We start from the raw sequence: 13,356 nt of genomic DNA on the forward strand, positions 1-13,356 counted from the left end.
GCCTGTCTCACTGCTTGGATTATCCATCGGTCCCACCCCGAAGTTTAACCATCCCGACGGCGTTCGAGGGGCGGCGCCCCTCCGGTGTACAGCAACGAAAGCGCTAAACGCAACCAACGGGCAAGACGTTCCGGCAGGCGTGCGGCAATGCCGTCCAGCACGGCGGCATCGGCGGCCGGAACCGCCCTGAACAGGCGTAGCGCACAGAAATAGGCAAGCGCCCCGCACAAAATCGCGACAACCACACCCGCAAGGCCCGTGAGTTCCGCCAGCACCGCCAGTGCTGCCACGGCGCAGAGAATGGAGGCCGCCGTCACCTTGAGCAGGCTCAGCCCAAGCCCGGCCAGCGAACCTTCGAACTTCATCCAGCGCAGCATGGCAAGGCTCATGGCGGTAAAGACAACAATGCGGACAATGGCTGCCCCTTCCCCGCCATGATAGGGCACCAACAGCAGATCGCCCGCCACCATGATCGCCGCGCCACCCAGGCCGACGTAAAGTCGCTCGCGCACCTTGTCGATGGCGAAGAGATATTGCGTGGCGATCTGTGTGGCGACCGCAGACGGCACGCTGAGCGCCAGGAACATCAGCATGGAGCCGCTTTCCCAGAAGGCATCGCCAAAGACCGCCGTCACCAGTTGCGGGGCAATCGCCGCCAGACCGAAGCTCATCGGCAGGGTGAAATAGGCAAGGCTGCGCACCGCGCCCGCAAACAATTCCACCGGCAGGCGGCCATCCTTCTTCTGTTGCAGGTGCTCGGAATAATAGGGCACCAGGCTGCCGGACAACTGAATGGGCAGTTGCAGGGCGAGATTGGTCAGTGAAAAGGCCACCGCATAATAGCCCACCTCCTCCACGCCCTGATGACGCTGGAGAAAGAACAGTTCGATCCGGTTGAGGAAGATGGAATCCACGATGAACTCCAGCGACAGCACGAAGGAGGAGCCAACCAGATATTTGAAGCCGATGCCGCAGCTGTTCGGCGCATGCCTGAGCAGCGACAGCGCATAGAGGCATTGCGAGGCATAGGCCAATACATAGCCTGCCAGGGCCCCGGCGATGCCGAAAAGCAGCGCCCCGGCCACCACGCCAACAAACTGCATGGCTCCCGCCGTCAGCGTCATCCGGAAAAAGACCGGCACCTGCTGCTCGCCAATCAGGTAATTCTTGGTGAACATGCCGATGGACTGGGTGACGAACAGCACCGCCGTCACCACCAGCACCGAAGGCGTGGTTTCCGCCCAATGCCTCGTTTCGGCAATCCAGAAAAACATGGCATAAAACAGCAAGAGCAGCAGCGTCGCGCCTACCACCGGCCAGAGCAGATAGGCTGCAAAACCGCGCCGCTCAGCCTCGCCATAGCCCTCGGCCTTCAATTGCGGCAGGATGCGCAGCAGAAGAATGCCGGTGCCAAGCTCCGCCACGAGCGCTGCCGTGCCGGCAAGCCAGACGGAAAAGGCAATGACCCCATTGGCTTCCGGCCCCAGCAGCCGGGCGGCGAAAATGGAGCAGGCAAAGCCCGTCGCCAGCAGGGTCAGCCCTGCGGCGGCATTGAAGGCGGAATTGGCAAGAATGCCTGTTTTCATGCAGGGATCCCTTAAGAGCATTTCCAGGCGAAGCGCAGAGCGGCCCTGCTTCCGGAAAGGCGTGAAGACGAAAGGGTCGTGAGAGGGGCTGTGAACGCCTGAGTGTTGAGTGTCTTATAGAAGAGACCCTTTAACACTTCCGTAGCGCGGGTCACGTAAGGAAAGAGAGCCCGTGACGGCGATGCGCCACAGCAAGGGGAGCAAGCGTGTTCAGCCTGATTGTTTGCAGTGTGGATCGCAGCGATGCGCTGGCGCGGCTGTTTCGCTCGCTCGCCAGCCAGACCCTGCGGGATTTCGAAGTGGTGCTGGTCGATCAGAATGCCGATGACCGGCTGGCCCCGCTGGTGGCGCAGCATGCAGCCGATTTTCCCATCCGCCATGTCCGCTCGCCGCGCGGCCTGTCGCGCGCGCGCAATGCCGGAATTGCGGTGGCGGAAAGGCCGCTGATCGCCTTTCCCGATGACGATTGCTGGTACCGGCACGAAACGCTCGCCAACGCAAAGGCGCTCTTTTCCACCGATGACAGTCTCGATATTGTCACCGGGCGTACCCTCGATGCGCAAGGCCAGCCCTCCGTCAGCCCGTCCGGCGACCGGCGCACCACGATCACCCGGCAGAATTATCTGGCCTGCGGCAATTCCAACGGCATCTTCGTGAAGGCCGCCTTGCTTGCCCGTATCGGCGGCTTTGACGAAAAGCTGGGCGTGGGGGCACAAACACCTTTTCAGAGCGGCGAGGAAGCCGATCTTCTGCTGCGGGCCATCGAGAGCGGGGCACGGCTTGCCTATGTGCCGGACCTCATCGTCCATCACGACCAGGTGGTCGCCACTGACAATCCGCGCCGCATCGAACGCGCCGCAAAATACGGCGCGGGCTTTGGAGCATTGTTGAGAAAGCATGGATTTCCAGGCACCCATATCGCCTATCGCCTGCTGCGTCCCTTGGCGGGCGCGGCGCTGGCGCTGGCGCGGCGCGACCTCGGCGAAGTGCGCTACAAGATAGCCTGGGCGCGCGGTATCTGGCGCGGCTATCGCGACTGGCCCAAGCGTTAGAGCGCTTTTCGATCTGACTGGATCAGATCGGCGCTCTAACGGTTTATTTTTGAAGCATAATCTTGTCGATCCTCGTTTCACTCCGGTCGGATTATGCTCTAGAACCACCAGCCTCATGCCCCGGCTCCAACCCATGCCTTTCCGGCAGACCTTGGCAAAGCGTCTGCATAAAGCGCCAGATGTGCCTCGGTCACGCCCTCCCAGGAATAGCGGGCGGCAGCGCTGACAAGCCGTTGCGGCAGCGCCTCACCTTCCGCAAGCAGATGCCGATAGGCTTTTTCCACCGCATCTGCCGCGCGGGCAGGCTTGGAAAAATCGGCAAGCTGCACATCCCGATGCTGCTCGGCCAGGGCCTGATAGGCCTGGTTTGCGTTGAGCACCGGCAGCAACCCCGCGCTCATCGCCTCGACCGCGACAAGGCCGAAGCCTTCATAGTCCGAGGCGGAGACGAAGAGCGAGGCTTGTTCCGCCAGCCGTCTCAGGTCGAGATCGCCCGGCCGCACATGCAGGTTGACGTGACGCTCCAGCCCATGCGAGGCAATCAGCGCGCTCAAATCGCTTTCCGTCAGATCGGATGGCGCCCCGGCAATGTCGAGATGCCAGTCCGGTTCGCGGGCCACCAATGCGGCCATGACGTCGAGCAGGCGCTCCAGCCGCTTGTTGCGGGAAAACCGCCCGATGGTCAGCAGCCGCCGCCGGGGAGCGCTCGGGGCCAAGCCTGCGAACTTGAGCGTATCCACGCCGTTTTCGATCAGCACAGAGCGATGGCGGTGAATCTTCTGGAAAAGCGCCAGATCGGACGCGCTGCAGCAGATGATGGCGCGGTAGGCAAACCCGCTCAGCCGAGTTGCCGTATTGAACCAGATGCGTTTCAGGCGGCCGTGGGCGCTGGTGTGAAAAAAGCCGCCATGGGTGGTGGCCACCATCGGCTTGCCATGGAGGCATCGCCCGAAGGCCAGCGCATCGAAAAAGAAATCCACCCCATGCACATGAATAAGGTCCGCATCGGCCAGATGGCGAAACACGGCGGGCGCCAGCGGATAGCGGCTGCTGCCCCGCCAGGGAATACGCACCACCTCCACGCCGTCGATAACCTCGCGCGCCGCAAGCACGTGGCCGGGATCGGCAAACAGCCGGTCGAGCGTGACCACCCTGACCCGCAAACCCCGCGCCAGCAATTGCCGGGAGAGATTGCGCACCACATCTTCCAGCCCGCCGCGATTGGGCAGATATTGCCTGACGACCTGCACGACAAGCGGCCGATGAAGATCGGCGGCGCGTGCCTGCTGCTCCTCCTGTGCCTTGCCGGTAGCCACCATGCCCATCCACTGTGAAAATGGCCGTCACCGGCCCCGGAAAGGGCTGGCGACACCATCGAGGTTTGTTGCGCTCTTGCTTATCTTCGTTAGTGCGGCTTTCCCTTTGGGTAAAGCTTCTTGGGCGTTTCCGTCCTGAACTTGCACAAACCTAGTAAAGATTCGTGCTTAATTCCGGCAATGCTTATCACTCGTTAACCATGGCCTGCCATGGTGCCGGGTGAGCGGCCTCGCCTGCGAACAGAAGGAAGCTGTTGTTTCTGGCACATATGGACATCGATATCTTTCAAATTCCGGGGATTTTGAAGAGACGCTGGCCGATCCTTGCGCTCACGGCAGCCCTTTGTCTTGCGGGCGCGCTTTTCTATGTGCTGAGCCTGAAACCGAGTTACTCCTCCTACACCCAGATCCTGCTGGATCCGAAGGCGCTGAGCGCCGATGCGGGCGAAAGCCGCACGGCGTTGACCGCCGCCCAACCCGATCCCGCCAGCATCGACAGCCAGATCTATGTGGTGCAATCCAGCGCCGTCCTGGGCGAAGTCATCCGTGATCTCGACCTCACCAAGGACCCGGCGCTCTACAAGCCGAAGCCCGGCGCGACCCTCACCGACGACGAAGTGATGGCCGCCACCATGGCAGGCCTCTTCAAGCGTATGAAGGTGGAGCGGCAGGGCCAGTCGCTGATCATGGCGATCACGGTCGAACATCCGGTGGCCCAGACCGCCGCCGATATCGCCAACAAGATCGCCTCCGTCTATCTCAAGCAACTGGACGAGGCGCGGGTCGATGCCGCCCGCCGCGCCAGCAGTGCGTTCCAGGTCCAGGCCAGCGAACTGCGCGACCGGGTGCTGAAGGCGGAAATGGCGGTCGAACAGTTCAAGTCCGATAATGGCCTTGCCAGCACCGCCGACAAGGGCCTGGTGATCGACCAGCAATTGGCCGGGCTGAACGACCAGTTGATCGCGGCACGCGGCACGGAAGAGCAGCAGCGGGCCATCTATGAGCAGACCCGGAACCTGACCATCCAGGCCATCGAATCCGGCGCCATTCCGGAAGCGGTGCAATCCACCTCCATCGGCCTTTTGCGCGATCGCTACGTGCAGCTTCTCGACCGGCAGGCCGAGGCCACCACCAATCTCGGCGCCAACCATCCGCAATTGCGCGCCATCACCTCGCAGGTGGCCAGCATGCGCGCGGCCATCGAGCAGGAACTGGACCGGGTGCGCCAGTCCATGAAGGCCAATTACGAGCGCGCCAGCGCCAATACCAAGGCGCTCGCCGAACGCCTGGACGGCCTGACCCGCAGCAGCTTTGACAGCGGCGAAAAACAGATCAAGCTGCGCCAGCTGGAAAGCGAGGCGGATGCGGTGCGTACCATCTACAAGGCTTTCTTGAACCGCGCCGAGGAACTCAGCCAGCAGCAAACCATCGCCATCAACAATTCCCGCGTCATCACCGAGGCGGTAGCGACGCCGAAATCGCTGACGGTTCTGAAAATCATGATCCTCGCCGCCGCCGGTCTGTTCGGCGTGGCGCTTGGCAGCGCGCTTGCGGTGTTTCTGGAGCTGACACGGCGGCCCGCCTTCGCAGCGGCCACCGCCTCAGCAGCCGGTGCAACGGTGGCAATGCCGCAAGCCGCGCCAGTCGCGGCAACGCCACCGCCACCCACAGCGTTTTTGCCCGTTCCGGTTCTGGCCGACGCCCGTGCACCTGCCGCCCCCCGGCTGGGCCTGCTTCGCAGCCTGAGCGGACGTCTGACCCGCAGGCTCGTTCCCCGGCAGGAGGCTGAGAGCGACGCGGAAGGCCGTTTCCAGCATGCCGTTGCCAATGCCACCCGTTTTCTCCTCGATTGCGTGGAGGGAGATGGCCGGGTGTCGGTGCTGTTCGTGGCAGTGGGCAAGCCGGGCCTCACCGCAGGCTTCCTGGCCGATCTCGTGCATCGGCTGGCGGATCGGGACCGCAGCCTGCTCTATGCACCGGGGGCGCTCTTAAACCGCGTGCCGCCCCGCCGCCATGCCGTGACGGAGGCCAACAGCGCCGAACCGCCGCTGGCCTCGCATCTGAAATACCAGCCCTTTGGCCCCTTGCGCACCGCAACCGGCACCGATGGGCGGCCAAGCTTTGCGCGCTATCTTGGCCGCGCCGGAACGGGCCAAGAAGATTTCATCCTGATCAATGCCTGCCTTACCCCGGCGGAAACCTATCTGATGCCGCTTGCCGAGGCCGTGGACATGATCCTGGTGCTGGCCGATACCGACGAGGACGCCGCACTTCAGCTGTTGTTGCAACAACTCGGCAAGGACGCGGACCGGGTGGTGGGGCGCATCCTTCTGGAGCCGCAGCCTTGAGGGGCCAGCCGCCGCCCGCTGCCGAAGCAGTGCAGGAGGCGCCCCCTGCCGCCAGCTTTCTCGCCCCCTGGATGACCTCCGGCATTGCCGGTTTTGCGGTGATCGGTGGCCTGCTGCTCAATCTCTTTCTCTGCTTCGTCAACACCCGGATCATGCCGGTGAGCGATACCCATGTCATGCTGGGCGAAATGACGATGCTGGGCTCGGCCTTCCTGCTGGCCGTGGATCGCCGTGCCGGCCTTTACTTCACCCTGTTGCTGTTCATCAGCTACATGCTGCTGATCTTTGCCTTGCGCGGCATTGCCGACCTCAAGGCCCTGCGCGATATCTTCATTCCCATCGGCTTCTATTTCATGGGCCGCAAGCTTGCCAATCCCGAACTTGGAGACCGGCTGGTGGTGATCAGCGCCGTGATCGTGATGATCATCGCGCTGTTCGAATATCTGCTGACGGAAACCTATCTCGATTATTTCAACGTGCTCGGCTATTACCTTGCCCGCGGCACCGTCACCCTCCAGGAAGTCTATGGCCAGACGCGCGGCCTGTTCGTCTCCGGGCTTCGGCCGGAGCCCCGCACGCTTTTGCCCTTTCTCGGCCAGCACCGTGTGTCCTCGGTGTTTCTGGAGCCGGTTTCCGCCGGAAATTTCGGCGTGATTGCCTATGCCTGGGCGCTGTTTCGCCCGGGCATGAAGGGGCGCTTCCTTGTCATGGCGCTGGCGCTGGCCGGTGTCGTGCTGGCCGATGCGCGTTTCGGCTTCATGACCTGCGTGGTCATCACCCTGCTCCTGCCCCTCTACCGGCTCATTCCCAAGCCTGTCTGGGTGGTCGCGCCCTTCTTCATCCTGGCGGTCATTGCCGCCTATGGCATCATCATCGGCGCAGAGGGCGGCGCCAACGATGTCTCGGGCCGGCTGAAGGTAACAGCCGCCATTCTTACCCAGCTCGATCTTTCCGTGGTGCTGGGGCTGAAGGCCACCGATATCTTCACCGCCGATTCCGGCATTTCCTATACGCTGACCAATTTCGGGCTGTTCGGCTTCATCGGATTATGGGCAGCCTTCGTGCTGGCGCCTTTCCATCAGGAACAGGGCTGGACCTTTCGCAGCATGATGATGATCTACCTGCTGCTGCTGATGCTGATCAGCAATTCCTTCTACTCGATCAAGACGGCGGCGCTCATGTGGTTCCTGCTCGGCACCGCCGACACCGCCGACTGGAAAAGCGTCATCGCCCGCAGATCAGCCGGTGGATGAAGTCCAGCTTGGCGATAACCGGCTCCGACAGGATGAAGGGATAGAGATCCGGCTGACCCATGCTGCGATTGATGCTGTTGATCGCCACCGTCAGCGGCACCCAGGCGCTGATCAGCGTCCGGACATTGCGGGCGCGGTAAGGATCGAAGGTCAAGGCCAGATCCAGCCCATCCTCGTCAATGGCGGGATTGATCTTGAGCCCGAAGGCATAGGCCGTTTCCAGCGCATCGACCATATGGACGTAATGCGCCCAGCATTCGGCGAAATCCTCCCAGGGGTGGCTCGCCGCATAGGCGCTGATATAGCTCTGTTCCCAGCCCGCCACCGGCCCCTCGGCATAATGCCGCTTCAGCGCCTCGCCATAATCGGCCTCGTCATTGCCGAAGACCGCGCGGCATTCGTTGAGCCTGCCACCGTCGCGCACCAGCACATTCCAATAGTAATGGCCGATCTCGTGGCGGAAATGGCCGATCAGCGTGCGGAACGGTTCGCCCAGCGCCACACGTCGCGCCTCGCGCTCGGCATCCGAGGCCTCGGCGATGTTGAGCGTGATCAGGCCCCGGTCATGGCCGGTCATCACCGGCTGGCCATCGTTGAGGGCGGGATCATCCACCAGGAATTCGAAGGCGAGCCCTTCCGGGTGATCGTCATCACGGGTTTCAAGCGGCAGGTTAAAACGCAGCAGCGAATAGAACAGCACATGCTTGGCCTGCTCGATCTTGCGCCAGTTATCGAGATTGTCCGGCTGCGACAGATCGGGAATGACGAGATTGTGGCGGCAGGCCCGGCAGAAGGTTTCGCCCTCGTCCGCCACCCAGTTGCAGGCCTGCTGGGCGGCGTTGGCACAGAGCAGCGGGCTCTCGCCGGTCGGCTGCCCATCCATCAGCCCCTGCCCGTCCTCGCCAAGCGCCACCATCTCCAGCGTCTCTGCCCGAAATGCCAGCCGCGACTGACAGGCAAGGCAGCGATCATTGTCGAAATAGACGGTATTGTGGCAATTGGTGCAGGAGAACAGACGCATGAGCCCTCGGATTGTGCCGGGTGGATCGGAAAACGGCACCCTTCAACCCCAAAGGCCCGAAGAAGTTCCCTGGATAAAGCATAATCCGACCGGAGTGAAACGAGGACGATCAAGATTATGCTTCACAAAGAAAAGGTTAGAGCGCCGATCTGATTCAATCAGATCGAAAAGCGCTCTAAATCGCGTCCCGGGGGCATGGGACGCGTCCGGATTTTCAATCGTGAAGTTCGGCGGGGAAGATCAGTTCGTAATAGACGCTGCCCCCCTCCAGCCGATGCAGAACCCGCCCATTGACCGAGGCGGGCACGACGCGCTCCAGCACTGTGCTGCCAAAACGGCCCGCCTTGGTGTTGGCAAGGTCGGTTGTCAGCCCCGGGGAAAGCGGCTCGGTCCAGGTGACGCGGATTTCCTCGCCGTCTGGCCCCTCCAGCCGGCTGCAGCCGATTTCGATGATGGCACGGCGGCTGACGAAATCGCCATGGCTGATGGCGTTGACCACCAGTTCATGCAGCGCAAGGCCGATATGCAGCGCCGCATTTGGCGACAGAAGTACATTTTCGCCGGTGACATGCACCAGATTGGCGGTTTCCGGCACATATTTCTCCATCTGCTGGCGCACCAGATCGTGAAAATAGGCGCCACGCCAACTGCTGTCGGTCACAAGGTCCTGGGAGGTCGACAGCGCATGCAGCCGGCCCCGGAACTTGGCAAGGAACTGGTCCAGCGTGCCGGAATAACGCGCCGTCTGGAAGGCGATGCTCTGGATGATCGCCAGCAGGTTTTTCGACCTGTGGCTCACCTCGCGCAGCAAGGCCCGCAACAGACGTTCGCGCCGCCGCTCCTCGGTGCGATCCACCAGAACCGTCATCAGGCAGACATAGTCCGGCGACATGCGGATCAACCGGCAGCGAAACTCGAAAACCGTGTCGTCTCCGGGTTCCACCTCCAGATTGGCGCCATCGCCGGGCTGTTCCAAACCCGCCTTGAGGTCTTTCAGCCGCGCGCCGATCTCAGGTCCGAAGATGGAATCGTCGCTCGGCTCCTGCCCTGCCGCCAGCGGCCAGCGCGGCGGCAGCGAGGTGATGCAGATGTAGTGGCCATCGGCATCCTGCAAGGTCAGGCTCGCGCCAATATCCAGCAACGCCGCGATAAAAAATTCCCGCAACTGGCCGTCCGCACGCCGTGGTTCGAACCATGTCAGCCGATGTGTCAACTCATTCACTCCAACGGCCAGAAAACGCCCGGACGCACGACATTAAGCCACGCATGCTGCAAGCCGTACCGTCAAGCATCCTGGTTGGCGCGCTCATTGAAGAAAAGAGCCTGGCTGATCAGGGCCTTCACCATGTCGGGGTTGAAAGGTTTGGTGACAAGGAAGGCCGGCTCGGGACGCTCGCCCGTCAACAGCCGCTCGGGGAAGGCGGTGATGAAGATGACGGGGATGGTATCGACCTTCAGGATATCGTTGATCGCGTCGATGCCGGAGCTGCCGTCCGCAAGCTGAATGTCGGCGAGAACCATCTTCGGGTTGGTGCGACCGTAAAGATCCACGGCTTCCTTGTGGGTACGGGCAATGCCGGTGACGCGATGGCCGAGATCCTCCACCATCTGCTCGATATCGAGCGCGATCAGCGGTTCGTCTTCGATAATCATGATGTCGGTGGCCACCTGCCGCGAGATTTCCGCCGAGGCCTGATTGAACAGGGTGCGGAAATCGGCATCCGACACATCGAGAATTTCCGCCGCTTCCTCATAGGTGAAGCCTTCGACCGAAATCAGCAGAAAGGCATGACGTTCCCGCGGCGCCATGGCGGCAAGATTGGCAGCCGCCCGCTTTTCCCAGGCGAAGGGCGATTCCATCGGACGAATTTCGACATTCGTGGAACCAAAGATGCGGACGAAGAGCTTATAAAGCGCGACCCGGTCGCTGCTGGCCTCAGGATAGACCGAGAGATCGGCGATCAGCGCTTCGAGGACAGCGGCAACATAGGCGTCTCCGGAGGTCTGGGAGCCCGTTACGGCACGGGCATATCGCCTCAGATAGGGAATATGAACGGCGACGCGGGAGGTAAGAGACATTCAGCTTCTCCAAATTGGCAGGAAGGCGGGTATAGAAACACCTGTATGAACGCTCGGCTACAAAAAAAGTTCCCACTTCCGGGAACAATTAACATATTGCATTCTTAAGAAGGTATGCCGGAAGGCAAGCGGTGGGGCCAGGGAATTTCGACAATGGCAGACAAGAAGTCCGACAAGAAACACAAACAGCAGGCCATGGAAGGCAAAAGCAATGCGGATGTGCTGATTTCTTCCCGGCTCAAAACCTATTACGACAGTATCGTGGAGGAGGGAACACCCGATCACTTCCTCGATCTTCTCGAAAAGCTCGACGCAGCAGAACGGGCCGCGAAGGAAAAAGATAGATAAAATAATATATGAAGCGACCCAAGAAAGACGGTAGAGAATTGCGATTAAATACCCTGATATTCTTGGGAAAATACAATAATATCTTGTTTAGAATGTAATTATAAGTCCTTCATTTATCTCGTAAATTGTATAATTTCATCTTTTATTAAATCAGCGCTTGTTTCCTGACATCTGTTACCCAGGGGGATTAGATGAGGAACATGCGCCTTTCACGGCAGCTTTTTTCAGTGGTTGCCATGCTCGTCTGCGGTTTTGCCGCAGTGCTGTATTTCCAGATCCGCACGTCCAGCGAGTCGATCATCGACCAGCGCTATGACATGCAGCGCATTCAGACCGAAAGCGCCATTTCCATTCTCAAAATGTATTATGAGCGCGAGCAGAAGGGCGAGATGAGCCGGCAAGCGGCTCAGGCTGCCGCGTTGGACACACTTTCTGCCGTACGCTACAACCCCGACGGCTATCTCTTCGCCTATGACTATGACGGCAACCGCCTGGCCTATCCTGACAAGAAAGGCGTCGGGACCAATCAGATCGCCGTGAAGGACAAGAACGGTGTGGCGCTGATTGCGGAACTGATCAAGGCGGCACGCAATGGCGGCGGTTTCGTCAAATATCATTGGACGCGGCTGAACATGCCGCCGGAAAACACCTATCCCAAGGTGGGCTATGCGCTCGCCTTCGAACCCTGGAAGATGATGGTCGGCACCGGCGCCTATCTGGACGACCTGGAAAACTATATCCAAGCAGACAACAACAAGACCATCGCCGCCGCCATCGCCGTGCTGATCGCCACGCTGATCGTCGCCTACACGGTCATCCGCAGTATGACTGGAGCACTTGGCGATCTGCGCGCCGCGCTGCTGAACGTCGCCAACGAAAACACCGATTTTGAAGTGCCGCATACCACCCGCGCCAATGAAATCGGCGCCATGGCCAAGGCCACCCAGGTGCTTCAGGAAAAGGTGCGCGAACGGCACGCCATGGCCGCCCGTCAGGAAGAACAACAGCGCGAACTGGACGAAGAGCGCCAGCGCAATCTTGCCCGCCAGCAGGAAGAAGCCGCTCAACAGGCCAAGGTGGTCAGCACCATCGGGGCTGCATTGTCGCGGCTTGCGGAAGGCGATCTCGCGGTGCGCTGCGGTGACCTGGGCGGCGCTTACGCCCAATTGCGGAGCAATTTCAACGACGCGCTTTCCCGGCTGGAAGAAGCGCTGCTGCGGGTGCGCCGCAAGAGCCAGGAGATCGGCGTCAGCAAGGATGAGATCCGCCGCGCCTCCCGCGAACTGGCGAGCCGCACCGAACATCAGGCCGCCAATCTGGAAGAAACTTCCGCCGCGCTGGACGAGTTGACGGTGGCCATCCGCCAGACGGCGGACGGCGCGCGGGAGGCCGCCAATCGCGTGCAGACGGTCAGCCACGAAGCGCAGCAAAGCGATAGCGTCGTCAACCGCGCCATTGAGGCGATGAGCGGCATCGAAAAATCCTCCGAGGAAATCACCAAGATCATCGGCGTGATCGATGAGATCGCCTTCCAGACCAACCTTCTCGCTCTCAATGCAGGGGTGGAAGCCGCCCGCGCGGGCGAAAGCGGCAAGGGCTTTGCGGTGGTCGCACAGGAAGTGCGCGAGCTTGCCCAGCGCTCGGCGGCAGCGGCCAAGGAAATCAAGGAGCAGATCGCCCGCTCCTCCGACCAGGTGCACCAGGGCGTGCAACTGGTGGGCGAGACCGGCGAAGCTTTGCGCCGCATTTCCCAGCAGATCAGCCAGGCCAATGAAGTGGTCGCCCGCATTGCCGCCAGCGCTCAGGAGCAGGATACGACGCTGCGCTCCATCTCCTCCTCTCTCAACCAGCTCGACACCGCCACCCAGCAGAATGCCGCCATGGCCCAGGAAACCACCGGCTCTGCCGAGGTTCTGGACAATGACGCAGGCGAATTGCTGCACCTGATCGAGGAGTTTCGCCTGTCCGCGAGCGCACCGCAGGCGCAACCCGTCGCGCTCAGAATGGCGAGCTGACGGCAACGAAAAGACCGGCCTGATAGGATCGGGCCGGTCTTCTTCATGATTATATCATATGTCTTACACTGTGCACTTAGAGCATTTCCGCTGAAAACGGGATCACCTGAAATGCTCTATCTATTTGTTTTTACGCAGTCCGGGCGCAAAACCGCTAACGCACTTTTGCTGGACATGCTCTAGGCTGTAGTGACAAATTAGTTATTTGATCCATAGCATTATGCTGGCGAGCTTAATGAAACTGAGAAAGTTGGCGGCGAGTTTGTCATATCGCGTGGCGATACGCCGCCACTGCTTGAGCTTGGCAAAAAAGCTCTCAATGCCCCATCTCTGCCTAT

The 13,356-nt window shown here is 60.9% G+C and carries 11 protein-coding genes; 5 read left to right on the forward strand and 6 right to left on the reverse strand.

What is annotated here, in order from left to right; genetic code table 11:
• Positions 1-44 precede the first annotated feature (44 nt).
• Positions 45-1,586, reverse strand: a complete 1,542-nt coding sequence (locus QO005_RS22490) for an oligosaccharide flippase family protein (RefSeq protein ID WP_307160270.1) — start codon at positions 1,584-1,586, stop codon at positions 45-47.
• 206 nt (positions 1,587-1,792) lie between these two features.
• Between QO005_RS22490 and QO005_RS22495 the strand changes: the two genes are divergently transcribed.
• A complete protein-coding gene (locus QO005_RS22495; protein WP_307160271.1) occupies positions 1,793-2,638 on the forward strand; it encodes a glycosyltransferase family 2 protein in 846 nt (281 codons plus the stop codon).
• Positions 2,639-2,751: 113 nt separating this feature from the next.
• On the opposite strand, the gene QO005_RS22500 is transcribed toward QO005_RS22495, so the two are convergent.
• On the reverse strand, positions 2,752-3,963 hold the full coding sequence (locus QO005_RS22500) for a glycosyltransferase family 4 protein (protein WP_370878142.1): 1,212 nt from the start codon (positions 3,961-3,963) through the stop codon (positions 2,752-2,754).
• Positions 3,964-4,208: 245 nt separating this feature from the next.
• Between QO005_RS22500 and QO005_RS22505 the strand changes: the two genes are divergently transcribed.
• Both QO005_RS22505 and QO005_RS22510 read left to right on the forward strand, forming a co-directional pair.
• Positions 4,209-6,302: a GumC family protein gene (locus QO005_RS22505; RefSeq protein ID WP_307160273.1), complete on the forward strand. Its 2,094-nt coding sequence runs from the start codon at positions 4,209-4,211 to the stop codon at positions 6,300-6,302.
• Positions 6,299-7,555, forward strand: coding sequence for a UDP-phosphate alpha N-acetylglucosaminyltransferase (locus QO005_RS22510; protein WP_307160274.1), 1,257 nt, complete (start codon positions 6,299-6,301; stop codon positions 7,553-7,555). The genes QO005_RS22505 and QO005_RS22510 overlap by 4 nt, the downstream gene beginning before the upstream one ends.
• On the opposite strand, the gene QO005_RS22515 is transcribed toward QO005_RS22510, so the two are convergent.
• The 3 genes from QO005_RS22515 to QO005_RS22530 all read right to left on the reverse strand — a co-directional run bounded on the left by QO005_RS22515 (position 7,527) and on the right by QO005_RS22530 (position 10,655).
• Complete coding sequence (locus tag QO005_RS22515) at positions 7,527-8,576, reverse strand: zinc-binding metallopeptidase family protein (RefSeq protein WP_307160275.1); 1,050 nt, start codon at positions 8,574-8,576, stop codon at positions 7,527-7,529. The two genes, QO005_RS22510 and QO005_RS22515, sit on opposite strands and share 29 nt — an antisense overlap.
• 214 nt (positions 8,577-8,790) lie before the next feature.
• Positions 8,791-9,789: a sensor histidine kinase gene (locus tag QO005_RS22525; RefSeq protein ID WP_307160276.1), complete on the reverse strand. Its 999-nt coding sequence runs from the start codon at positions 9,787-9,789 to the stop codon at positions 8,791-8,793.
• A 71-nt stretch (positions 9,790-9,860) separates the two neighbouring features.
• A complete protein-coding gene (locus tag QO005_RS22530) occupies positions 9,861-10,655 on the reverse strand; it encodes a response regulator (RefSeq protein ID WP_307160277.1) in 795 nt (264 codons plus the stop codon).
• A 114-nt stretch (positions 10,656-10,769) separates the two neighbouring features.
• Between QO005_RS22530 and QO005_RS22535 the strand changes: the two genes are divergently transcribed.
• On the forward strand, positions 10,770-11,003 hold the full coding sequence (locus QO005_RS22535) for a NepR family anti-sigma factor (protein WP_307160278.1): 234 nt from the start codon (positions 10,770-10,772) through the stop codon (positions 11,001-11,003).
• A 191-nt stretch (positions 11,004-11,194) separates the two neighbouring features.
• Entirely contained in the window at positions 11,195-13,018 is a 1,824-nt protein-coding gene (locus QO005_RS22540) for a methyl-accepting chemotaxis protein (RefSeq protein ID WP_307160279.1), read from the forward strand.
• A gap of 201 nt (positions 13,019-13,219) precedes the next feature.
• Here QO005_RS22540 and QO005_RS22545 read toward each other — a convergent pair.
• Positions 13,220-13,356: transposase (locus tag QO005_RS22545; protein WP_307160281.1), on the reverse strand; the 137-nt coding region annotated here is incomplete at its 5' end.

It is taken from the genome of Allorhizobium paknamense, from assembly GCF_030815125.1.
GTDB classification, from domain to species: Bacteria; Pseudomonadota; Alphaproteobacteria; order Rhizobiales; family Rhizobiaceae; genus Allorhizobium; species Allorhizobium paknamense.